The sequence below is a fragment of the Chryseobacterium sp. UF-81 genome, assembly GCF_058245105.1.
On the sequence record NZ_JBSIBX010000016.1, the window covers coordinates 90,556 to 115,371 of the forward strand.

The window sequence follows — 24,816 nt, forward strand, 5'->3', positions numbered from 1 at the left end:
TTTATTGGTCAATACTGTTACTTATTGTCTTCTGCGAACCATTCTCCATAGGAGTTTTCTGTTTCGTGAAGTTTAAGATAGGCCAGAGAAACCTCAGCAGGAAGCCTTGATTTTATTTTGGCAGCAATGGCATACAGCATATTCTCACAGGTAGGCTGAAAGCTGCAGTAGATCACTTTGTGACCTTTATTTTCAAGGTCTTCGCCCAATCCTTTATGGGGAGACAATGCATTAACAAGAACTGCATGATCCCAGACATCCACAATTTCAGATTTTACGATACTTTTAATATCTCCAAAATCCACCACCATCCCGTTTTTGGGATTTTCCAAATCATTAACCGGCTTCCCCTTTACTGTTACAAAGAGCTTATAGGAATGGCCATGCATATTTTTACATTTCCCATCATAGTTATACAGCACATGGGCTGTCTCGAATGTGAAAATTTTTGTAATACGTATCATAGTGCAAAGATATGACAAAACATAATGATAAGTTGCGTACGGGGAAAACAGAATTTAATGGAAGGTGTAAATTAGTGCAGTTTACTATCTTAGTATGGTATGAATAATTTTTTTATCATTTCAAAAATTTCTTTTAGTCACTAAATAAGTAAGAGCAGGCTATCCTGCTCTTACTGTTTAAATTTAATGGTTTTATTTTATTTGATATTCATAGCAGTTAATTATAGTAGTAATAGAATCACTGCTTTAAAATATTTACTCATTATCCCTTAATATATTCTTGACAATAGAATAAAACTTAAAACAAAAAAGGCCAAAATACCTACTATAATTCCAAAACTAATCCCAGCCCATTTGCGTCTTATTTCTTTAGGCTCTTTATCAAACTCACTGAAATATTTTAAATATTTATCATTTTTAAATAATAATTGTTCATTGACAATCCATGGAATAGCTAAAAAAGCTATTATAAATATCCATTTATATGAGTTCCCTGGTTCCCAAACAAATTGTATTAATGATTTCTCTAATATTGCCTGAAAAATATTGAATAATCCATATTCTATAAGAATTATTAAACCACCCATTTGAATACCTGAAATAATAATATTTTGACCAGATATACGGTTATTTATTGCATTCTCACTCGCTGCTCTTATTTCTTGTGGCGAACTATTTTTCTTCTTTAGTGCATTTGCTATAAAAGGAATTTTATAAATTAAATCAAAAATTAGAGTAATAGGATAAGTTATTATTTTGGAAGCTATTACTTCAAATAAATAAATAAAATAGTGAATATAATTCCAAATTCTTTCCATAAGTTCTATATTTTTAAATTTTAATAGCTTTATTAAAAAAATCGCGTTGATTTTCACCGCGATTTTTCATTATCAGTATACTTGGAACGTTGTCCAAAGTCGTTAAAAATTAATGGCTTTTATATTCATTATAAAATTTTGAAATAACTTTTTCAAGCTCATCAAAATTATAAGCTAATGTATTTGAAGAAATCGAAATGGGTGTATCATATGTTTTATAGGTTCTCTCTAATAATTTTTTCTTTATACCACTTTCGTTATTTAAGTATTTATTAGGATCTTTTACATTAATAATCAAAAATTTTGTTGACATAACATTAATACTTTTTATTGAAGTAATATCACTCCAAAAAATCATTCCTACACTTACATAACTAGAATTATCAATAATTCCTTTTTCATTTATGATAAGATTAAATTTCTTTGTGAAAAAGCTTTTTATTAAAATAATTAAGCATAATCCAAAAAACAACATTGCTGCAATTCCTGCAATACGTATAAATATTACATTTCTAAATATAGCAGAAGTAAATTTGTCAGGATTAACTGTTAAAAAGATACCTAATATTATAAATATTAGTGAACCTAATAGCAGTAATATTAATTTTGTTCTACTACTTTTGATTTCAATTGTATTCATTATTTTATTTATATTTAATTATCTGCTTTATTCAATGCACTACTCACCCAATCTTCTGCAATATCACCACCCCAAACTCCTCCTACAATACCTCCTACAATGCCACCAACTGCGGCACCAATAAGTGTTCCCTCGGGTCCAATAAGAGTGCCTATAGCTCCACCAGCTTTACCTAGTGCCCACGCACCTGCTGCGGCTCCAGCCATTCCTCCAGCTACATTCGCTGTTGCTACTTGAGCCCTAACACCGAATTTTCCACCATCTTGATAAACTCCATAAGTGATTTGTGCAGCACTAATTGCATAACCCACGTATCCTGCTCTATTGGCATATTTTCCATACATTGCTGTAGTTCTTAAATAGCTACTTCGCAAACCTATTTGTGAATCTACAGCTCTACCCGCGTAAGCAGTACTTCTTACATTTCCTAAATTATCTACCCAACTTCCACTGTTGTAAAAAGAGGTACGTTGATCAGCAACATATTTAAATCCACCTCCTATCGCAGTTGAGCCCCAGTCTGCCCAATTTTTATAAGCATCCAATGGTAAATCTCCTAAATTTTGAAGTGGAATTCTATGCAATACTCCTAAATCCAGTTCGACATTTGCCTCACCATTTGTTAAAGATCCACTTGAGCTCATTGCTCCAGTCCAATATAGCAGATGACCATTACTTATACCACTGGCACGTCCAGACATAACGTCTCTATAAGCCTGTGATTCTATAAACAATCCTCCAGTGCCAGGAGTTCCCCCCTGATTTCCCGAACCGTCTCCTCCGCCTCCGGTAAAGCCTTGAGATAAGAAAGAAGATCCTCCAAATCCACTATATCTTACATCTGGACCTCCAAACCAATCTGAACCGTTTATAGTAGTTAGTGGGTCAAATTCCCAACGCATCACTCCGTTCGCATTATAAATCATTGGCTTCCATCCGGATCTGTAAAACTTACGGGATTATTAAATGCATAATTGTATGGAGAATATCTTCGCATCTGCTCTGCCAGTGGGTCTATCACACCCCATCGGCCAATGTCAGCCATATACATTCTGGCTCCATAATCACTCCATCCGGTTTCTTTCTGCAGCTCTTTGCCTGGTAATTGTAAGCCGCATTTCCTGATAAGGCATTATAACTTTCAAGTTTTAATCCAAAAGCATAATAGGCATTTAAAATTTCAGATTGTCTGCACTATTTTTATAAAATAAGAGTATTGACTTCAATACTCTTATTTACTATTTAAAACTATTAATAATTCTTTCTTGGAACTACCATGAACATTAAAATTATAGTTAATATGAATAATATAAATAATACTAAATATCCTTTGTAATTTTCTTTAAAATTATAATCTAAATATGCTTGCTTATTTATTAGTAAATAATAAACAAAAAACATAAATATTGGTATAATCAAAATAAAAATATACTTATGGTAAATGTGTAAATAGTTACCAAAAAATACATTATCAATACTTGAAAAATTTAATTCGAGAAAAATAGTAATAGCACCAGCTAACCAAAATTTCTCATAACCAATATCTTCTGTTTTGAATGTATTCATTTTTTGAAATAATATTCTTAAATGGAATATAAGATAAAATATGAATTTTACCATATCAATGCTTTACAGGCTTAACCATTGCCATTAAAATGATCATTATTACAAATAAAATAAACAGTATAAAATATCCTTTGTAACTTTCTTTAAATCCATATTCTAAAAATCTTTCATTTTTTATAAAGAAATAATAATAGAATAATAATTGTGCCGGATATAGTAAAAAAAATATGTATTTATTAATTAAAAATAAGTAATTGTTAAAAAATATACTATCTATACTTGACAATATTAGACCCGTAAACATTGACATTATCACACATAACCAAAACCTCTCTGTCCCTCTATCTTTATATTTAAATTTATCCATTCTTTTATAAAGACAATCCATATGAAAGATCAAATAATCTATTAGTTTTATCATTATTATCATTTTTTAGGACCTAGTCCCATATCATTAAAAATACTCCTTCCAGTTACTACTTGATATCCCCCTGTTACAACTCCATATAACAATGCTGCGCCCATTGTCCAAGGGCTTGGAATGACACCAACACCTGTCATTATATGGCTTACAATCCTCTCAGTATCACCTATTTGACCATCCCTATACTGAAGCTCTGTAGCATAAATGGCTGCTCCCGCTAGAGCATATCCTCCATATCTGGCTACTTTACTTAAAGTTGCAGCCGTAGCTGGCTTTATTTTAATGCCTGCCATAGTTGTTATTCTATAGGGTTTCGCTGCATCATCTAAAACCGTATAATTTACAGAATAATCAGGCCTTAGGGCTTTGCTTAAGGAATATGCTCCAAAGCGGGCTACAGACTCACTTGCAATTAAGTGCCCAGCACTAAAATATCGATTGTTTGCAACATCTGTAAGACTATTTTGAAGTCCATTAGCTAGATTTATCATATGTGCAACCATTTCCTGAGAAGTACTTTCATATCCTGCAGCTCCTCCTGTCCAATATGACAGATAGCCATTCTTTGAGATTTTGGCGTCTATACCTCTTGATGCCCATCCAGCTCTAAGATTATCCAGCAAATAGTCATTTGAGTTACCCAATGATGATAAAACAGAATAGCCATTTCCTCCTCCATACCCTCCTGATTCAATACTTCCGGTATTTCCTAGTCCTAGCCAGTTTGGATTATTACCTCCTGAATAAGCATCAGGGCGGGAATCGCCAGGCATCTTAAACTGATGCGGTGCCATCCCATCCGGATCTATAAAGCTTACAGGATTGTTAAAGGCATAATTATACGGAGAATATCTTCTCATTTGCTCTGCCAGGGGATCTATCACACCCCATCGGCCAATATCCGCCATATACATTCTCGCTCCGTAATCTCCCCAGCCGGTTTCCTTCTGCAATTCTTTGCCGTTATACCCGTAATTATAGGCAGGATTTCCGTCTAAAACATTATAACCTTCATGCTTTAAACCAAAAGCATAATAGTTATTTTCTTCAAGAGCTTCTGCGCTGCCAACTGCGTTTTTAAAATAACTTAAACGAACATTTCCCAAGTGGTCCGTATAGCTGTAAATATACTTATTATTTTCAAAAATTATTTATAACTAACTCTGATACACTAGGAATAATCTTCAACCATTTAAAATGTTTTTTAGTGGCTAAAAAAGTAAGAGTAGGCTAGCCTACTCTTACTTTTTAAATTTTTATGTTTTATCTTGTTTGATTCAATAAGGAATATATTTTTTAATGTATTTTTTTTAATATAAACAAATTAATGAATATTAGACACCATGAAAAAATAATTGTTAATATAATTATTAAGCCATTGACTGTTTTTTCATTCTTTTTTTCATTAACCCATTTATTTCTTAATTCCAAATATTTATTCTTATATTTTCTTTTGTTGTAAATTAGAATTCCAACCATTACTAATAGAAAAACAATCCATCCATATTTAAGTTTCTCATTTTGAAAAAAAAGTTCTTTTATAAATAATAAAACATTAATTATAATCCAGGTCTGGACTGCTGATACGCTTATCAATGCGGTCGTAGCATCCGCTCCGTCTCTTTTGTAATAGAATTTTGCAACCCTATAATAATGGTAATCAAAAAAATCTTTAATCATAAATTAATTATTAAAATGGCTAAAAATATTATAATCTGTTCCTAGCCGACTATTATCTATTCCTGAAGCAATCCTGTCGGTAATAGTAGTTCCTGTAATTGCTCCAACAGCCAAGTCTGTAATACCATATACTATTCCTATGGGACCTGCATATATTAAACCAACACCTAAAGCAACTTTAGCTACAGTTCCCCAACCAACTTTATTGTCTGAAACATCTTCTATTATACTTAGACCCACACCTAGATAGCCTAAATACTTTCCAGCTTTTCCAACTGTTTTTAAGTTTTTTGATAAATTTCTCAAAGTACTAATGGAGCCTCCTTTTGCCCCAAATCTTAAAAAAGCTTCATACTTATTTAAATGAAGACCAGTATAACCTATTAAAGCAGACCCAGATAAAAAATTGCTCTTGTCTGAATATTTAATGCCTTCAATAAAATCTCCAAAAAAGCTTGGTTCATAAGTATTTTGCATTGATGCTAATGACTTATCATTCATTACGCTTATCCTATGCCCAACTCCCCAATTACCTTCACTGTATATTTCGTTACCTAACCTATAAGTGGTTTGACTAGCATTTCCAGCCCACCAGATAAGATCGCCATTACTATTCATACTGGAAAATATTCCCTTATCCCTACTGGCCCATGCAGCTCTAAGATCATCCAAAAGATAATCATTTGAGTTACCTAATGATGATAAAACAGAATAGCCATTTCCTCCACCATATCCTCCTGATTCAATACTTCCGGTATTTCCTAGTCCTAACCAGTTTGGATTATTACCTCCTGAATAAGCATCAGGACGGGAATCACCAGGCAACTTAAACTGATGCGGTGCCATCCCATCAGGATCTATAAAGCTTACAGGATTATTAAATGCATAATTATATGGAGAATATCTTCTCATCTGCTCCGCCAAAGGGTCTATTACACCCCATCTGCCAATATCAGCCATATACATTCTGGCTCCGTAATCTCCCCAGCCGGTTTCCTTCTGCAATTCTTTGCCGTTATACCCGTAATTATAGGCAGGATTTCCGGCTAAAACATTATAACCTTCATGCTTTAAACCAAAAGCATAATAGTTATTTTCTTCAAGAGCTTCTGCGCTGCCAACTGCGTTTTTAGCATAGCTTAAACGCACATTTCCCAGATGGTCTGTATAGCTGTAAATATACTTATTATTTTCAAAATTGTAATAACCTTCAGCTGTTGGTACAAATCTTAAGGTGAGAGGAGCAGTTGCTGACAATCCCTGTGTCTCATACTGGAATCCGTCAAGGTATTCCGTTGTTTTGGAAGTCTCTGTATTCTGCCTGCCCATACCATAGCTGTATATCTTTTTCAGCTTGGTACCATCTGCCCTGTAGAAATGCCTGGTATTGACATTATAGTCACCATCTGTGGCTCTTGGTACGAAGGTCTGATCAAACTTTACATAATTTGGTAAATTAAAGAAGTTATAATCAATCTGTAAAACCCCTTTATCTACATGATCCTTCATATTCCCGTTATCATCATAAGAAATAGTGTTCCCGGAAGTATCAGGATAGCCACTGTAGTTTCCTGAAGCATCAGTAACGGTATTGAGCTTATTTCCTGTATAATTATAGGTAAGATCGTCAATAAGCTGTGCTGTTCCTGAGCTGCTTTTCCCATTTCTCTGCAGAGAGGTGATGTTTCCGTTCAGGTCATAGGCTAAGGTTTCATCAAAGAATCCGTTCTGCGGAACAGAAGCCGCCGGTTCAGAATAGATTCCTTTTTTTAGCCTGTTCAGACCATCATACTGGTAATTATACTGTTTTAAAACCTGATCTAAAGCTGTTTTCCAGGTCACTTCCGTAATATTGCCGTTGTATTTCCCTGTAGAACCCTGAGAGGTATTCTGGGGATTAAAATACTTCATCTCATAGCCGAATAGCTTGGTTCCGAGTGCAGCCGGATCATTGATTTTGGTCAGCGCACCACGGATGTCATACTGGTAATCGATGCTTTGAAGCCCGCCCCCCACTTTTTTATTGGAAAGCTGTGACAGCTCATTATAGGTATTTTCCGTCAACAGTTCCACAGGACCGCTGTCTACCTGATGACGGTGCCTGGTTACCCGGTTCTGGTTGTCGTAATCAAAGCTTTGGGAGATTACCTTTTCTGTATCCATGTTCAGTCTCTTGTGATACACCTTGGTCTGTTTGGCCATCCCCACAAAATCCAGCTCCGATTCTGTTCGGGTATATCCACCCAAATGATTAATGCTGTACGTGCCTAATGCTCTTCCTTTTTTATCATAATAGACATAGCTTTTGGTCCAGTTATCATCTTCTATATTCTTTACAAGGCTCAGGGTAGGCATCGTCTGGGTATTCACCGGAGCATTCTGTGTATCGGTAATCACCGGCTCTCCCAATATGGTGGTAGGAAAAGCAGGATTAAAATCATATCCCGGATAGGTATCGTAATAATTTAAGGATAATAAGGTGACCCATTTGGTAGAATTCGGATAGGTACTGTCCTGGTTTCCATAATATACATTCATTCCCTGCCTTTCAAAAAGAGCCGCACTTAACCTGTTTACATTATTGGAATCATACCCGTCTACAACAGATTGTTCAGTGCTTCTTGCCGCTCCAGTTCCTATCCCTGTAATGGCAATTCTCCCAAACTGATCATATTTTGTATACAGCCACTGTCCTTTCACTCTCAGATTGGCATCCTGAGTAGCTACTAACCGGTCCTGATTATCATAAAGCATATATTCCCAGCCTTTCCCCGGAACTTTTTTCTCCACCAGTCTTCCCAATCCGTCGTAGCGGTACTGGTAACACAGCTTGTCCAGCATCGCCTGATCGGGAGCCGAAGTGCCCACCGCCAATGGCGGAATCACATAGACCAGCTGGCCATATTCATTGTAAAGGTAATAGGTATCTACATTCTGGGTGCCGTCATTTTTTCTCACCAGTATGGTCTGTCCTTTGCCATTCCTGAATTCCGTGGTGATGTTTCCATCCGGATCGGTAACGGAAGTTTTCATCAGCTGGTTCGTAGCATAGGAAGCTGAAAAGGAAATCCCTGAATCCGTTCTCCCTTCTATCCAGCTTGTTGTGATCCCATATTTTTTTACTTCATTAGCTGCGTTGGTACCGTAAGCCATATTGGCAGGCTTCTGGGACCAGGCGGTTCCGGCCGGCACAACCTGGCTTACTCTTGTGGTAAACAGGTCGTCATAGCGTTTTTCAGCATAGATCTTTTCACTTCCGTATCCGGCGGAAGGGGCATTGGCCAGCGGATTGGTATAGATGGCTCCGTTCGCTGTGCCCGGTTGGGGAACAGGAAGGTAGCTTTTGGCCTGTCTTCCTTTTGCATCATATTCTATAGGAACAACAACGTCTCTTCCAAGCGGCGTAGCTTTGATGGCAACGGCCTGAATAGGTCTTCCGAGCCCATCAAAATACTGCACATTCTCTGCTTTCTTAATACAGTCTGCATCCAGACAGTTTTTGGTATAGGTATAATTCTCAGTGGTACTGGGAGTTGTTTGCGCGGAGATGGTTAATGAAAAGAGAAGAGTGAAGAGTGAAAAATATTTTTTCCCCGATAATTTTTTTTCGGATATTACTTTTTTTCCTCTATCATATTCTTCATTTATCATTTTTATTTTTTCATTATCTGTATTCATTTGTTCAGTTTTAATTTTGAGGTTTTGATGCTTGATACCAGCATGCTGATAAGCTCATTGATGTATTTGGATGATTTCTCAAAACGTTCCGCATCTATATAATGTGTACCATGCAGAAGTTCAAGCCAGTAACAGGTTTCGTTAGCTTCCTTAAGCGAAATAGACAGCTTGCTGATAAAGTCTGCCCTGCTTTGGGCAAATTCTGCTTCACGGATTAATGCGCCAATGGCTGTTCCGCTACGCAATAACTGTTTTGACATGACAAACTCTTTGGATTCTGTTAACCTTTTGTATTGCTCAACGATATGAATGCTGAAAGCAAAACTTTTATCTTTCAGTACATTCTTACTTTTAATTTTTAATTCTTCATTCATCATTCACTAGTGTTTGTAGTTGTACTGGTTCTCCTGCAAGGTTTTTCCGTCTGCGTCCTTTACCCGGATCAATCGACCTGCATTATCATAGATATTGACGGTTCTGATTCCGTTCGCAGAAATGGAGTTTGTCACTCCTACCAGAGGATCATACGTGGTTGCTGTAACACCGAAATTCTTCAGGGCAGGATCTTTTCTAAGGTTTTCCAGGGCTTGTATAAGCGCAGGTTCGTTAGCCGGATTGTCACGATCCGCATTGGAAGCGGCTATGGCAGCGGTCACTGTAGAAAGGGAGGCTACCTGGGAATAGGAGGCTCCTGAGATAACAGCAATAGGCAGGGTCTGGTAATATCCCCAGATCGTTGTGGCCGGAACTCCGCTTTTCCCGGTTACCTGTACCAGATTCCCTTTGTTGTCATAGACATCCAGTGTGGAAGCGGTAAAAGGACCCTGGGTCTGCCTGTTGTAGCCGATTACCGAGCTGGGGTATATATTCGCTGAATGATCAAATCTGGTTTCAGATTTTCCGGTGGTTTTACCCTCTTCTTTTACTTCTGTTTCTACCGGTATACCTGTCATATTAGCAGCCAGCAGCTTGGTGAGGTTTTTATCCTGGGCGTATTTATAAAAGCTTTCAGTCACCGTTCCGTCCGCAGCTGTACTTTTTGAATAGGAAGGTTTGTAATTATCCGACCTTACATTGTTCTCGCTTGCGGTTTGCAGGAAAGATGCTGCAGATCCTGAAGGGTAAGCTATGGATGTGCTCTTTGTCTGGCTGATAAATGCAGTTTTGGAATAAAACCCTTCATCGGTCTGATAATCAAGATTGTCTGCAATACCAAATGTGTACTGATAATCATCTTTTCCCAGAAGCTGGTTGGTCTCACTATACATTTCTTTTTTCTCCAGGATTCCTGATCTTAAAAGGTTGTAGTAAGGCTGGAAATTAACGGTATTGCCACCTACCGTAGTCTGATACGATGGATAATCCTTATCCAGTTTGAAGAAGTATTTTGCATATCCGTTTCCTGAACCATCTGTTACTTTTACATTTTTAAACATGATTCTGCTGTCTTGGGAAGTATAGCCACTTGAAGCGTTTGGAATGGAAAAATCATCATAATTGTAAGAAATTTCTTTTACCGGGGTACTGCTGTTCAGATCATTGTATCTTTTAATGGAGCGTATTCTGTATGATGTAGATGGATTTGCATTACGGTAAGGTCCAGGCTTTGCCACGACTTCTATCAGCCCAAAATTAACCTGCCCGTTCTGCATCGGTACATTGGCGGTGACGGTATACTGACCGGGATAGTTATAAAATTTTATCCCGCTTCCTTTCTGGTTGGTGGTCAGCACCTCAGTCCCTCTTTTCAGGGTATAGGTGATCCTTTTATTCTCAGGTACGGGAGGAAGGAGAATAGGCTCTCCGGTATTGGGATCAACTGAAGTATAAACGTCGCCATAGTTTACCCAGAATGTTTTTTTCTTTGAAGAATCCCCCGGGATCGTAAAAGAATAGGTCAGGGTTTGTTGGGTATCAAAGCTGAAATTTAAAAACTCCTGTTGCTGCTGTGTACATGGATCTGTATAATCCAGGGTCAGGGATTCCAGGTAAGCGGCTGAGTTTTTATCAGTATAGGTCTCTGAATTTTCATATTCATACTGGATAGCGCCTTTTGTAGGATAAATAATTTTATTAAGAACACCGGATGGATTAACGGGTACACTTCCCTGACAGGATCCGCCTGGCGAAGCCTCCAGGTTGAGAGGATTATAAAGAAATGCAGTCTCTTCAAGGGTATTCTGCCCGTCCATTTTCTTTATTTTATCCAGCTGCCTTTTTTTGTAGGTAGCATCCCCAGGATTTGAAGGGAAAGGATAGGAATACTCAAAGGTATATTCCGCCACTTTACCGTAAAAATTATTCAGCATTACTTTTTTAATGCTGTAAGGGTCATTCATGGTTTTTTCCAGGGTCTGGTCATAATCATAAATGATCTCAATATTTCCAAGAGCAGTATTTATTTTCTGAAGCTGGCAGCTTTTATACAGCAGTGTTGTATTATCAGTATCGTACTTTGTATTTTTCTGATAGGTGAAATTCGCAGTTTCCACACCATCGGCATTGGTAATTCTGGTCAGGAAAAAGGCTGATTTGTACTCCCATCCCCAAAGCCCTTTTTCATCATAAAAACTATCATAAACGGCTGCTGTAGAATAATCATTAAAGTAATAGGTGCTGCCATCATCGTCCGTAATGGTAAAGGAGTCTATAACCAGTGTAGCGGTATTATTCTGTTGGGTATACGCTATTTTGACGTGGTTAAGAGGGGTAAGATCCACAAGACGAAAAGTATTCTGCTCAATGTTTCTTTCTATTTTAAATTTCCCGGAAAACCCGGGAAGGCTGTAATAGTATTCATCATCGAAGACGTTTTTTTCATAATGAGCGCTTGCTGCATTCTGAAACGCTTCATCCACCATAATCCCGTTGATTTTTCTTGAGATCACCCCGCCCTTGAAGATAGACCAGCCTGCTCCAACTTCGCCTGCCGCATCGTCTGAAGAAACATCTGTTGGATTATAGCTCAGCTGCAAACCAAAATTCGATCCTCCATATCCTGAAAGACTCATCAGTGGTACGGAAATTTCAGGTATACCCACCGCTACTGATGGCGGCGTATCTGTATGCCCGGCAAGGGAAGCGAGCGAAGGCACCGGATTGGAAGTATCTCCAAAGTTAACACCCTGAAACTGGTGCTGTGCCTTGAGATTTCCAGATAAGCTTACCAGGCTTATAAGACACATGTAGATTTTTTTCATTATTTATGTTTATTTTTTTATTAATTTGGCATTTGCCGTTTTATTCGCATCCGTTTTTATCGTCACCAGATAAGCCCCCTGAATCAAATTCTGGGTATTGATCTTCGTTACTTTATTCTTAGTTTTTAAGCTCTGAAGCTGTCTTCCGCCCATATCATACAGCATAATATCAGCCTCCTTAAAATCAAAGCCTATTTCCACATAAGCATAATCTGAAACAGGATTAGGATAAATCTTAATGTCCTGCTTTTCAATCAGCTGGTCAAGCTGTTTATCTCCCAGCTTCACGATCTTCCAGTTCTCTTTTCCAAGTTCCTCCGCACTTGTTCCTGCCAGAATAATGGAACCGTCCCTGTTCAGCTTAATATCTGAAAGTCTCTCCTCTCTTTTCCTGGATTCTCCTTTGACATGTTTTCTCCACTGCTCATTGCCATCGGCATTGAGATAGAGCATCCAGAAGGTTTCATCATCTGCCTCAATTCTTCCTTCTGCCTGAGTGTAACCGCCTAATAAGATTCCTTTGGTCAGGTCTTGGTTCCTGGCTCCCCGATCCTGGCTCTGAATAACACTCGTTCCCATCAGAATATCACGGTTTCCGAAATTGTAGGATTTCTGCCAGATCTCTTCGCCTCTTTCGTTTAAAGAGATTAACCATAGATCGGTTCCTTCTTCTATTCCTGCAGTTTTGTTTCCTGATCTCTCGGATCTGGATTCGCCACCAATGACGTATCCATTTGAAGTTAAAGCAAGAGTTCTCAGATGATCATCTCCTTTTCCTCCAAAGTTCTTTTCCCATTCTGTTTTTCCGGTTTTATCCAGCTTGATCACCCAATAATCTCCTTCACCAAAATTTTCAGTTTTCTTTGAACCGCCCAGGTTGCTTCTTGAATATATCCCAACCAATACACCTCCATCCTTTGTTGGAATCATCTTTTCAATTTCATCCAAGCCTTTTCCGCCTAAAATTGACTGAGAGATTTCTTTTCCATCCTTATCGAGCTTTATAATCAAAACATCTTTGGAGCCATAACCTTTAGTAGTACCCTGAGCCTGTCGAAGGGTGATATTCCCGGCTACAAAGAATCCGAGATCTGTCGTCTGAATAACTGATCTTGCTTCTTCATCGGATGCTGATCCTAACGTTTTCTGCCAGAGTTCATCCCCAAATTCATTAAGCCTTATCAGCCAGATATCGGAGCCACCTTTGGAGTCTTCTTTTTTATCCAGACCTTTTCCTGAATATGAGGTGCCTGAAATCAAAAAACCTCCGTCCTGTGTAGAAACAGTTGCGGAAAGATAGTCGTGGTTATTTCCTGAGATGTATTTCTCCCAGACCTCTTCGCCTTGTTGGTTAAGCTTTACCAGATGGAAATCGTAGCCGTTATTCTGCTTACTGCCTTCAGCCTGAAGCTTACTGCTTTGAATACTGCTTCCCGTGATCAGATACTGTTGATCTATGGTTGTGGTCACCTGGCTTAGAAAATCCTGTGTAGAGGATTTCATATCTTTTTGCCATAATACTTCCTGGGCCGACAGACCCAAGATGGTGCACATCGTAAATGCACTGATGTAGAGTTTTCTCATCTATTTGTGTATATTAGTTCGTATATTTTTGCAAATTTAACATTTTTTAACACACATGCAAATCTCATTGCTGAGATTTAATATAGATCATGTCACTTATCTGTGTTTTATAATGTTTCTTATACAACAAAGGTATTTCTTCAAAGCGACAAAGCGTGTCGTATTATAAATTTTACAAAATAAATTACAGTTGTATTAACTGAAAGAAAAACATAATGTAATGACCCTAAGGTCAAGCGGTTTATCCCAGCTTATCCAGCCAGTCGCTTTCCAGTCTTTTAATCTTTTGAGTTTTTGAATCAACCAGGACCCAAAGGGTGCTTGAATCAACAACAAGCTGATCATTGCAGTAGAACTCGACTTTTCTGGGCTGCCGGATTCCTTCCGGAGCTTTCGGATAGGTTTTAACGGTGATCACATCTCCAAGGTAAACCTGCTTTTTGTATTGGATATGATGATCAACGAGCATCCATATATCTTCCGGATACTCGGTCTTTTCCTTTACTTTTTCCCAGTGTTCACCAGCTATTTCTTCTACCCAGTGCACATACTGCACATTGTTGACATGGTTGTTCCGGTCTATATGTTCTTCCGTTACCTGAATCTGTTTTTGGTATATTAAATTCATTTTTTTCAGCTCCATTAATAATCAAATATATGGACTTTAAGTTTTTTTATTCTTATTTGAACGAAAAACCTTCCCAAAACTGAGAAGGTTTCACCTCTGAAAATTTTATTTTAATATGGAAAATGATCAATGGAACTGTGCTGTTTCCGTAGAGTCTTTCATGGCTACGGTCGTCGAAGAACCGTTAGTTACCACATTCTGAACCTCATCAAAATAGCCGGTACCTACGAATGATTGGTGTTTTACCGCTCTGAATCCTTTCTGCTGAAGGGCAAACTCCCGTTCCTGAAGTTCGGAATAGCCTGCCATTCCTCTTTCTTTATAAGCCAAAGCAAGTTCAAACATTGCAGTATTCAGTGCATGGAAACCTGCCAGCGTAATGAACTGGAACTTATAGCCCATTTTTGCAAGCTCCTCACGGAAATTAGCCATTTCTTCCACACTAAGCCTTGCAGCCCAGTTGAAAGATGGCGAACAGTTATACGCCAGCATTTTCCCGGGAAACTGAGCATGGATTCCTTCTGCGAATTTTCTGGCCTGTTCCAGATCAGGATTAGAAGTTTCCATCCAGATCAGGTCAGCATAAGGTGCATAAGAAAGACCACGGTCAATACCCTGCTCCACTCCATTATTTACAACGTAAAAACCTTCGGAAGTTCTTTCTCCGGTTACAAATTTTTTATCTCTGTCATCAATATCCGAAGTCAGAAGATCTGCCGCATCTGCATCTGTTCTTGCGATAATAATACTTGGCACACCCAATACATCCGAAGCCAAACGGGCCGCAACCAGCTTATTAATAGCTTCCTGGGTAGGAACCAAAACTTTTCCACCAAGATGCCCGCATTTCTTTGCCGAAGAAAGCTGGTCTTCAAAATGAACCGCCGCCGCTCCGGCCTCGATCATCTGCTTCATCAGCTCAAAAGCATTCAGGTTTCCTCCAAATCCTGCTTCTGCATCTGCAATAATCGGAACTAGATATTCTTTATCCCCATTACCACTTACCGACTGGATCTGATCTGCTCTCAGTAGAGCATTATTGATCTTTTTCACGACAGAAGGCACTGAGTTGGCAGGATACAATGACTGGTCAGGATACATTTCCCCGGAAAGGTTCGCATCAGCAGCCACCTGCCATCCCGAAAGATATATCGCTTCCAGCCCTGCATCAACTTCCTGAACCGCCTGATTTCCGGTTAAGGCACCCAGCCCGGCTACATAATCCTGGTTATTCAGCTTGTCCCAGAATTTTTTGGACATTTCTGTCGCAATGGTATACTCAATGGTATAGGAACCGCGAAGCTTCAGTACTTCTTCAGCCGTATAGGTTCTTTTTACTCCTTTCCAGCGGGGATTGTTCAGCCAGTCCTTTTCCAGAGCCTGGATTTGTTCTTGTCTTGTTTTCATAATATTTGGATTTATTGTTTGTTTATTAGGGATTAGGTGAAAGGTTGCAGGGATTAGGGTTTGAGGGTTGTTTGAGTTATAATTTATGAAATATGAAGGTGAGTTAAAGCAGATTGCTTCAGTATAGTAGAATCTTCTGGTTTTTTTACAAAGTCAATTTTCCTACACTCAAAACTCTCCTACACTCCTACTCTAAGACTCTTAAACTCTCCCACACAAAACTCCTTTCACTCAATAAACGGGTATGCTTTCAGAGTCAGGAATTCTTCAAATTGTTCTGAGAATATCAGTTCATTGAAAAGTTCTTTGGCTAAATTGAATTTTCCGTTTTTGAAACGCTGTTCGCCTACATATTTTTCGATATGTTCTATTTCTTCGGCCTCCCATTGGAGGATCATTTCACGGGTCAGGGTGAGACCGTTGTCCAGTCTGGCTTCGTTTTTCAGCCATTGCCAGATTTGTGTCCTTGAGATCTCAGCAGTGGCGGCATCTTCCATCAGATGGTAAATGGCAGCCGCACCGGTTCCCATCAGCCAGCTTTCAAGGTAAAGAATGCCTACATTGATGTTTTTTCTCACTCCTTTTTCGGTAATGTCACCTTGTGGAACTTCCAGCAGATCTGTTTCTTTGATATGGTATTCAAATTTTTTATCAATCTGATTTTCTGCCGGCATATATTGATCAAAAACATCTTTTGCAACAGACACTAAAGCCGGATGCGCCACCCAGGTTCCATCATGCCCGTTCTTCACCTCACGTTTTTTGTCATTACGCACTTTTTCAAAAGCAATACTGTTGGCTTCATAATTATTTTTTACAGGAATCTGTGCAGCCATTCCTCCAATAGCATGAACGTTTCTTTTATGGCAAATCTCGATCACTCTTTTTGAATAAGCGCTCATAAACGGAGAAGCCATAGTTACCTGATCTCTGTCCGGAACCATAAATTCGGGAAGGTTTCTGAATTTTTTGATGAATGAAAAAATATAATCCCATCTTCCGCAATTCAGACCTGCACTGTGTTCCTTTAATTCAAATAAAATTTCATCGATCTGAAAGGAAGCTGTGATCGTTTCTATCAAAACGGTAGCTTTAATAGTCCCTTCAGGAATTCCCAGGTAATTTTGGGCAAAAACAAAAACTTCGTTCCACCATCGGGTTTCTTTGTAATGTTCTAATTTCGGAAGGTAGAAATAGGGACCACTCCCGTTTTTCAGCAACTGTTCAGCATTAGAAAAAAAATAAATTCCAAAATCGGTCAGTGAGCCGGATGCTTTTTCGCCATTGATCTCGATATGTTTTTCCGGAAGATGCAGTCCTCTTGGCCGTACCTGAAGAACAGCTGTTTTTTCATTGAGCTGATAAGATTTTCCATTTTCAGCAGTAAAATCTATCTTACGCCGCACAGCATCTGCAAGATTAATCTGTCCCTGGATACAGTTTTCCCAGGTTGGCGAACTGCTGTCTTCAAAGTCAGCCATAAAAGTTGATGCACCGGAATTTAATGCATTGATGATCATTTTCCGGTCTACAGGGCCTGTGATCTCTACTCTTCTGTCCAACAGATCGGCAGGAAGTGGTGCGCAGCTCCAGGTACCATTTCTCACTTCTTCAGTTTCAGGCAAAAATGCGGGAAGGTTTCCCAAATCAAAAAACTGCTGTGTATTTTTTCTTTCTTCTAAAAGTATCAATCTTTTTGGATTGAAATTTTGATGAAGAGCTACCAAAAAATCTGTTAATTCCGGAGTAAAAATCTCTCCAAACTGCTTCTGAGCTTTTATTTTTAATTGAGTTTCTGTTTCCATAACCTGTTGATTTTGTGATTTGACATTACAAACATAAATAAAAATATTCACAATCAGCGAACGTTCGCTATTTATTTTTAAAAATTATTATGCGAATAATCGCATTCATTTTTCTATATTTGATTATGAATTCAGAAAGTGATTTTATTAAAACCGTGTTCGGACTGAAGCTGAAACAGCTGAGACAGAAGAAAAACTGGTCTCTGCAGGATCTTGCTGTAAAGACCGGTCTGTCGAAATCTTATTTAAACGAAATTGAAAACGGAAAGAAATATCCAAAGCACGATAAAATCATCCAGCTTTCAGAATCCCTGGGCTGCACCTTCGATGAACTGGTTTCCACCAAGCTGGATAAAAGCTTAGCTCCTTTTAATGAGATCCTGCAATCGGATTTTTTCAAGGAAGTACCGCTGGACCTTTTCGGTATCAGTAAAAATAATCTTATCAGCATTATCAGTGATGCTCCCAAAAAAGTAACCGCATTTATCAATGCACTGATTGAAATCTCCCAGAATTATAATTTAGGTAAGGAGCGTTTTTATTTTGCCGTACTGAGGTCTTTCCAGGAGCTCTACGATAATTACTTCCCAGAAATTGAGGAAAAAGCAACGGAATTTATCCGGGAAAACGGACTGGATATCCGAAAAGACCTGAGATCTTCTGTTTTGGAAAGCATTCTTACAGAAAAATTTAATTACAGCATAAGGTCTGAAGATTTTGAAAAATTCGGAACTCTGGACAACCTGCGTTCTCTTTTTATTCCGGAGCAGAAGCTTCTCCTTCTGAACCGGAAGCTTGAGAAAGACCAGAGAACATTTATTCTGGCCAAAGAAATAGGATTCAATGTTTTGGAATTAAAGATCCGCCCGAACACTTATTCATGGCTGGATTTCGGAAGTTTTGAGGAAATTCTGAACAATTTTTACGCTTCGTATTTCGCCGGAGCTTTATTGATCCCTAAAGAGCAGACTATTGGAAAAACCACCGAATTTCTGCTTCAGCATACCTGGGAACCGAAAAGCTTTGAGGAACTGATCGAAGGCTTTACAGATTCTCCTGAAACTTTTTATTACAGGCTTACCAATCTGCTTTCTTCTGAATTAGGTATTAAGGATTTATTTTACCTGTGTCTGGTGAAGAAAAAGGGTTCTGACAAGATCCAGATCTTAAAGGAACTTCACCTCAACCATCAGCAGGCTCCTCATGCCAATGCAACCAACGAACATTACTGCCGGAGATGGATCGCCGTAAAAAACCTGCACCATTTAAAGGAAAATGAAACGCTCACGGATGCCCAGATCTCACATTACAAAGATCAGGGAGTCAGCTATCTTGTTATTTCAACATCACAGAAAAATCCTTTTTCAGACGGAAGCAACAGAAGCTACTGTCTGGGAATTTTATTAAACACACAAACGATAAAAAAGATCGGTTTTATAAAATCTCCGACTTTAAAAACAATCAATGTAGGAGTTACCTGTGAATCCTGCAGCATTCCGGATTGTGAAGTAAGGCAGGCACCGCCGGTCCGGCTGGAAAAGGAACATTTTAACCTGAGTATGAAGAATGCGGTTGAAAAGATCAGAAAGCAGTTGATAGTTGATAGTTGATAGTTGATAGTTGATAGTTGATAGTTGATAGTTGATAGTGTAAAATTAAAACTTTGAAATCTAACTTCTAACCTCTAGTTTCTAACTTCTCATAAAACACACACAAATGATATTAGATTTATTTTTCCCTAACCGGTGTATTGAATGCAACCGGATCATAGATGCGGATCTTTTAGTCTGCAGTTTATGTTTTGAGCAAATTCATTTTACCCATTTTGATTATTTCAGTGAAAACATCATCAAAGAAAAATGCAGGCTCCTGTTTCCAGTTGAAAACACTTATGGACTGATGAAGTTTGAGGAAAATGGACTGAGCCGGAAACTCATCCATGAACTGAAATACAAAAGCAGGGAAAATGCGGGTAAAACTATTGCCGAATGGACTCTGGAACGTCTGGACTTCAGAGATGAAAAACCTGATATTTTAGTATCTGTTCCGCTTCATCCCAAAAAATTAAGGGAAAGAGGTTACAACCAGCTGCATTTATTTACAGAGGTTTTGTCCAGGTTTTACCAGATCTCATTTGACCATGAACTGATTGAAAGAAATCATTATTCAAAAGCCCAGGCTTTAAAGGATAAGAAACACCGTCTGGAAACAGTAAATCCTTTTTCTCTTTCGAAACCGATCTCCGGGAAACACGTTCTTTTAATTGATGACGTTTTCACTACCGGAAATACGGTATCATCCATTGCCTGGGAGATTTTAAATGTAGGAGATAACAGGGTGAGTGTTCTGGTGATGGCAGTGGATGCGTAATAATGGGTTTGAGGGGATTAGAGTTTGAGAGTTTTAGAGTCTTAAGGAAGGAAAATACAGTTTACGGATTCCAGGTGGAGATGCCTGTGATTTACATGGCTATTAAAACCAATACTTTTACTCATCAAACCCTAAACCTCTCAAACTCTATAACTCTCCCACTCAACACCTTTTCTCTTCCGATTCTTTTTCTTAATTTTCCGGTAAACTATTGATCATGAAAAATTTGCTTTTGCTGCACGGCGCACTGGGACACAGTGATATTTTTAAGCCTTATGAAAAGGAGCTGTCAAAGCACTTTAATATTCATACGCTGTTATTTTCCGGGCACGGGAATACAGAGCTCCCTGAAAAAGAAATCAGTATCGAAACATACACTGAGGAAATAAAAGATTATTTAGAAAAAAAAGATCTACAGGATGTCTGTATTTTAGGGCACAGTATGGGAGGTTATGCAGCACTTTGCTGTGCGCTAAGGTATCCTGAGAGAATCAATTCCATTATGACTTTGGGTACAAAATTCGACTGGACTGAAGAGCAGGCTTTAAAGGAAAGCAAAATGCTTGATCCGGAAGCTATTCTTGTAAAAGTTCCTAAATATGCAGAACAGCTGGAAAATCAGCACGGTGCAAAATGGAAACAGCTGCTGCCTGCCATTGGAGAGATGATGGTTTCGCTGGGAAAAAATCCTCCTTTGAATGAAAACAGCCTTTGGGCAATTAGTATTCCCGTACAGATCATGACCGGAGATAAGGATAATATGGTAAGTATAGAGGAAAGCATCGGTGCTTACCGCAGTATTCCTAATGCAAAATTGGCCATACTTCCGGATACCAAGCATCCTATGGAAAAAGTACGGCCTAATTTATTATTTGATCTGATGAAAGATTTCTGGAACCTTTCTTAGAGACTGTTTAAATTTTTAAAATATCGCTGATTTGACAGATTACGCAGATTTTTATAACTGAAATAAACCTGCTGCATCCTCTTAATCTGCAAGAGAAATATTTCTTCAGTATTATTTCTGGATAATAATTATTGAATGCAACTTAAACAGGTTCTTAGTATTTATCGTTGAAGTTTTTCACCGTAGCTTAAATCTCCGGCATCACCAAGTCCTGGTGTAATGTATCCTTTTGAAGTCAATCCCTCATCGATGGCCCCTACCCATATTTTTGCATCAGGATAAGCTTTCTCAATGGTTTCCACCCCTTGTCTTGAAGCAATTGCCGCAACAATATGCAGCTGGGTCGGAGTTCCGTTGGTCAAAAGGTCTTTGATAGCCTCAATTAAAGAAGCCCCTGTTGCCAGCATAGGATCTGCTACGATCAGTGGTCTTCCTTCAATATTCGGACAGGTAAGATAATCCTGTTTGATGGAGAAGTAATCATTGGCATCGTGCTTTCTGTAAGCAGCCACGAAACCGCAGTCTGCCCTGTCGAGATAACTCAGGATTCCTTCAAACAAAGGCACTCCTGCTCTCAAAATTGTAGTGATGACTGGCTGAACGGCTATTTCCTGAACCTTAATCTTATCTAAAGGGGTCTGGATCTCTACTTCTTTATACTCCAGTCCTTTGCTGATCTCAAAAGCTGCAATTTCACCGATCCTTTCCATATTTCTGCGGAATCTCATTCTGTCATGCTGGATGTCTATATTCCTAAGCTCATTGATCCAGGAGTTTATTAAAGAAGACTGTTTTGAAAGTTCTGTTACCATAGTCAATTTGATAATATAATGATGTGATGATTTGGTAATATGTTGATGTGATGATTGTTGAATCGATTACTGTTTCTTGGCAGTTGAGATTATTTTAGATAATAATTTCTGAATACTTAATAACTGTATTTTCAAAGCCGGGTCAAAGTTATAATTTTCAGAGTTTTCACAAAGCAATAACCAATATTCCGTCTCTTTTGCTTCTTTATCTGCGATTTTCAGCTTGTGGATAAAGTCTGCCCTGCTTTCAGAACTCTGTGCTTCAAAAATATTAGCTCAATCGATGTTCCTGATTTCATGAGCTGGTTTGCAATGACAAACTTTCTGCTAATCTCAAGTAATTCAGTATATTTAATGATGTCCAATGAAAACCTGATACTTAAATCTAAAATTTCATTCTTCTTTTCCATATCTTAATTGACATTAGCACATCATCAAATTAACTTATCAGCAAATATCTTATTTCTGTCTGAAATACACTTCAATAGGAACACCGGTAAATCCGAACTGCTTCCTCAATTGGTTTTCAGTAAATCTTTTGTATGGCTCTTTTACATACTGAGGAAGGTTGCAGAAAAATACAAACTGAGGTGACGGCGTAGGAAGCTGTACACAGTATTTGATTTTAATATATTTTCCTTTGTTGGCCGGTGGCGGAGTCTGCTCAAAAATAGGAAGCATTACCTCGTTCAGTTTTGAAGTTTTGATCTTTTTCTTACGGTCTTCGTACACAACCATGGCCATTTCCACAGCTTTCAAGATTCTCTGCTTCGTTAATGCTGAAACAAAAAGAATTGGAATATCGCTGAACTGACCGATCTTTTCCTTAATTGAATTTTCAAAATCCCTAACCGTGTTGGTTTTCTTATCTTCAATAAGATCCCACTTATTCACGACAATTACAATTCCTTTTCTGTTCTTTTGTGCTAAACCGAAAATATTCATATCCTGAGATTCCCAGCCCAGCGTTGCATCCACCATAATGATCACAACATCTGAAAATTCAATAGAACGGATGGATCTCATCACGGAATAGAATTCCAAATCCTCATTTACTTTAGATTTTCTTCTCATCCCGGCAGTATCGACTAAAACAAATTCGTACCCGAATTTATTATAAAGAGTCTGAATACTGTCTCTTGTAGTCCCTGCAACATCAGTTACAATGTTCCTTTCCACATCAAGCAAAGCATTTGTTAAAGTAGATTTCCCAACATTGGGACGACCAGCAATTGTAATTTTCGGCAATCCCTCGAAAGGATCTTTATAATCTGTGGTAGGGAAATCTTTAACGATATCATCTAAGACTTCTCCTGTTCCGGAACCGGTTGCTGAAGATAAAGTGTAATATTTTTCAATTCCTAACTGATAGAATTCAGTAGCGTTTATTTCCTCTTTGGCTGAATCTACTTTATTGATAACGATATAAACGGGTTTGTTTGATCTTCTAAGAAGTTCGTGAATTTCGTAATCGGTATCAGTAAGACCTTCCTCCACATTCATCATAAAGATGATGGATGTAGCTTCGTCTATTGCCAGCTGAACCTGCTTGCGGATCTCTTCTTCAAAAATATCATCCGTTCCTACATCATATCCGCCGGTATCTATAACTGTAAAATCTACCCCGTTCCAGTCGGATTTTCCGTAATGACGGTCTCTGGTAACACCCGCCGTAGAATCTACGATGGCTTCTCTTCTTTCTAGTAAACGGTTAAAAAGTGTGGATTTACCTACGTTGGGACGCCCAACGATTGCGACAATATTTGACATAAAAATGTTTAATAAATGAAATTATTAATGGGTATCTCCAACTTTTGGAGCCCAATTTTTTTGCAAAGATAAGATTTTATTATTTAGCTGCTGAAAAAGTACAATTCTGAAATAAATTCCTATTAAATTCCTGTCTGTCTATTCAATTAAAAATCATACAATTATGGATAACACAGCTTTCTTAATTATTGACCTTCAAAAAATTATTTTTTCAATTAAATATTTTTTTATAATTTCGCGCCACCAAAATAAAGCAGACCTATAGTGTAACGGTAGCACTCCGGTTTTTGGTACCGTCAGTCGGGGTTCGAATCCCTGTGGGTCTACAATCTGAAATTAAACCACTTGACTTTCAAGTGGTTTTTTATTTTTTCAGTCAACATGTATCAAAAATTATTATCTTAGTGATTAGTCACAGCAAAGGGGACAAATACTACAGTAAATATTTCGTTGTGAGTTGCTTTCAAAAATTATTATCTTAGTGATTAATCACAGCTACAAAAAAATCCTGAATTTCATCCCCTGGGTTGTGAATTGCTTTCAAAAATTATTATCTTAGTGATTAGTCACAGCAGCCTTTTACTATTACTGTTGAGTATGTCAGTTGTGAATTGCTTTCAAAAATTATTATCTTAGTGATTAGTCACAGCACTTTACGAAAACGGAGTAAGGCAAATCTTGTTGTGAATTGCTTTCAAAAATTATTATCTTAGTGATTAGTCACAGCTAACTCCGCACATCAGTGGGTGTTATGATTGTTGTGAATTGCTTTCAAAAATTATTATCTTAGTGATTAGTCACAGCACTATCCTATGAGGTACAAAGAAGAAATGAGTTGTGAATTGCTTTCAAAAATTATTATCTTAGTGATTAGTCACAGCGTTTGATCCAAACCATTCTCTCCACCTGTTGTTGTGAATTGCTTTCAAAAATTATTATCTTAGTGATTAGTCACAGCGATGCATATAGTGCAATGATGGACCGTCTTGTTGTGAATTGCTTTCAAAAATTATTATCTTAGTGATTAGTCACAGCAAATTATTTTCCTTCAAAAATGGTTTAC

Annotated in this window: 21 protein-coding genes, 1 tRNA gene and 1 CRISPR repeat array; of the genes, 4 read left to right on the plus strand and 18 right to left on the minus strand. The window is 38.0% G+C overall.

The window, feature by feature from the left end; genetic code table 11:
- Nucleotides 1-17: 17 nt before the first annotated feature.
- From AC4IFE_RS19005 to aceB, 15 genes are all read right to left on the minus strand, one after another.
- A complete protein-coding gene (locus AC4IFE_RS19005; RefSeq protein ID WP_490758692.1) occupies nt 18-464 on the minus strand; it encodes a 6-pyruvoyl trahydropterin synthase family protein in 447 nt (148 codons plus the stop codon).
- A gap of 269 nt (nt 465-733) precedes the next feature.
- The gene (locus AC4IFE_RS19010) at nt 734-1,282 is read right to left on the minus strand and encodes a hypothetical protein (protein ID WP_490758693.1); all 549 of its coding nucleotides are present in this window, start codon (nt 1,280-1,282) and stop codon (nt 734-736) included.
- Nucleotides 1,283-1,391: 109 nt separating this feature from the next.
- Nucleotides 1,392-1,922, minus strand: coding sequence for an STM3941 family protein (locus tag AC4IFE_RS19015; protein ID WP_490758694.1), 531 nt, complete (start codon nt 1,920-1,922; stop codon nt 1,392-1,394).
- A gap of 14 nt (nt 1,923-1,936) precedes the next feature.
- Nucleotides 1,937-2,848, minus strand: a complete 912-nt coding sequence (locus tag AC4IFE_RS19020; RefSeq protein ID WP_490758695.1) for a hypothetical protein — start codon at nt 2,846-2,848, stop codon at nt 1,937-1,939.
- On the minus strand, nt 2,845-2,973 hold the full coding sequence (locus AC4IFE_RS19025; protein WP_490758696.1) for an RHS repeat-associated core domain-containing protein: 129 nt from the start codon (nt 2,971-2,973) through the stop codon (nt 2,845-2,847). Before AC4IFE_RS19025 ends, AC4IFE_RS19020 begins: the two co-directional genes overlap by 4 nt.
- Before the next feature lie 200 nt (nt 2,974-3,173).
- Nucleotides 3,174-3,488, minus strand: coding sequence for a hypothetical protein (locus AC4IFE_RS19030; protein ID WP_490758697.1), 315 nt, complete (start codon nt 3,486-3,488; stop codon nt 3,174-3,176).
- Between the two features lie 426 nt (nt 3,489-3,914).
- Entirely contained in the window at nt 3,915-5,018 is a 1,104-nt protein-coding gene (locus tag AC4IFE_RS19035; protein ID WP_490758698.1) for an RHS repeat-associated core domain-containing protein, read from the minus strand.
- Nucleotides 5,019-5,208: 190 nt separating this feature from the next.
- Nucleotides 5,209-5,592, minus strand: coding sequence for a hypothetical protein (locus AC4IFE_RS19040; protein WP_490758699.1), 384 nt, complete (start codon nt 5,590-5,592; stop codon nt 5,209-5,211).
- Between the two features lie 3 nt (nt 5,593-5,595).
- Nucleotides 5,596-9,270 (minus strand): DUF6443 domain-containing protein, encoded by a 3,675-nt coding sequence (locus AC4IFE_RS19045; RefSeq protein ID WP_490758700.1) that lies wholly within the window; start codon nt 9,268-9,270, stop codon nt 5,596-5,598.
- Nucleotides 9,267-9,647: a four helix bundle protein gene (locus AC4IFE_RS19050; RefSeq protein WP_490758701.1), complete on the minus strand. Its 381-nt coding sequence runs from the start codon at nt 9,645-9,647 to the stop codon at nt 9,267-9,269. Before AC4IFE_RS19050 ends, AC4IFE_RS19045 begins: the two co-directional genes overlap by 4 nt.
- A 3-nt stretch (nt 9,648-9,650) precedes the next feature.
- Entirely contained in the window at nt 9,651-12,470 is a 2,820-nt protein-coding gene (locus tag AC4IFE_RS19055; RefSeq protein ID WP_490758702.1) for a hypothetical protein, read from the minus strand.
- A gap of 9 nt (nt 12,471-12,479) precedes the next feature.
- Nucleotides 12,480-14,054: a T9SS type A sorting domain-containing protein gene (locus AC4IFE_RS19060; protein WP_490758703.1), complete on the minus strand. Its 1,575-nt coding sequence runs from the start codon at nt 14,052-14,054 to the stop codon at nt 12,480-12,482.
- 241 nt (nt 14,055-14,295) lie between these two features.
- Nucleotides 14,296-14,682: an acyl-CoA thioesterase gene (locus tag AC4IFE_RS19065; protein ID WP_490758704.1), complete on the minus strand. Its 387-nt coding sequence runs from the start codon at nt 14,680-14,682 to the stop codon at nt 14,296-14,298.
- Between the two features lie 126 nt (nt 14,683-14,808).
- On the minus strand, nt 14,809-16,089 hold the full coding sequence (aceA, locus tag AC4IFE_RS19070; RefSeq protein ID WP_490758705.1) for an isocitrate lyase: 1,281 nt from the start codon (nt 16,087-16,089) through the stop codon (nt 14,809-14,811).
- A 227-nt stretch (nt 16,090-16,316) separates the two neighbouring features.
- The gene (aceB, locus tag AC4IFE_RS19075; RefSeq protein ID WP_490758706.1) at nt 16,317-17,894 is read right to left on the minus strand and encodes a malate synthase A; all 1,578 of its coding nucleotides are present in this window, start codon (nt 17,892-17,894) and stop codon (nt 16,317-16,319) included.
- 125 nt (nt 17,895-18,019) lie between these two features.
- On the opposite strand from aceB, the gene AC4IFE_RS19080 reads away from it, so the two are divergent.
- The 3 genes from AC4IFE_RS19080 to AC4IFE_RS19090 all read left to right on the plus strand — a co-directional run bounded on the left by AC4IFE_RS19080 (nt 18,020) and on the right by AC4IFE_RS19090 (nt 21,171).
- Nucleotides 18,020-19,504, plus strand: coding sequence for a helix-turn-helix domain-containing protein (locus AC4IFE_RS19080; protein WP_490758707.1), 1,485 nt, complete (start codon nt 18,020-18,022; stop codon nt 19,502-19,504).
- 106 nt (nt 19,505-19,610) lie between these two features.
- Nucleotides 19,611-20,264: a ComF family protein gene (locus tag AC4IFE_RS19085; protein WP_490758708.1), complete on the plus strand. Its 654-nt coding sequence runs from the start codon at nt 19,611-19,613 to the stop codon at nt 20,262-20,264.
- Between the two features lie 217 nt (nt 20,265-20,481).
- Nucleotides 20,482-21,171, plus strand: a complete 690-nt coding sequence (locus AC4IFE_RS19090; protein ID WP_490758709.1) for an alpha/beta fold hydrolase — start codon at nt 20,482-20,484, stop codon at nt 21,169-21,171.
- A 161-nt stretch (nt 21,172-21,332) separates the two neighbouring features.
- Here the strand turns inward: AC4IFE_RS19090 and upp are convergent, their stop codons facing one another.
- The 3 genes from upp to der all read right to left on the minus strand — a co-directional run bounded on the left by upp (nt 21,333) and on the right by der (nt 23,753).
- Nucleotides 21,333-21,983: a uracil phosphoribosyltransferase gene (gene upp, locus AC4IFE_RS19095; RefSeq protein WP_259839156.1), complete on the minus strand. Its 651-nt coding sequence runs from the start codon at nt 21,981-21,983 to the stop codon at nt 21,333-21,335.
- A gap of 66 nt (nt 21,984-22,049) precedes the next feature.
- Complete coding sequence (locus AC4IFE_RS19100; protein WP_490758712.1) at nt 22,050-22,253, minus strand: four helix bundle protein; 204 nt, start codon at nt 22,251-22,253, stop codon at nt 22,050-22,052.
- Between the two features lie 189 nt (nt 22,254-22,442).
- A complete protein-coding gene (gene der, locus AC4IFE_RS19105; RefSeq protein ID WP_111961019.1) occupies nt 22,443-23,753 on the minus strand; it encodes a ribosome biogenesis GTPase Der in 1,311 nt (436 codons plus the stop codon).
- A 255-nt stretch (nt 23,754-24,008) separates the two neighbouring features.
- Here der and AC4IFE_RS19110 point away from each other — a divergent pair.
- Nucleotides 24,009-24,079: transfer RNA gene (locus tag AC4IFE_RS19110), tRNA-Gln, on the plus strand.
- A gap of 46 nt (nt 24,080-24,125) precedes the next feature.
- A CRISPR array of direct repeats spans nt 24,126-24,788; the repeat unit is 47 nt; unit sequence GTTGTGAATTGCTTTCAAAAATTATTATCTTAGTGATTAGTCACAGC.
- Nucleotides 24,789-24,816: the final 28 nt, after the last annotated feature.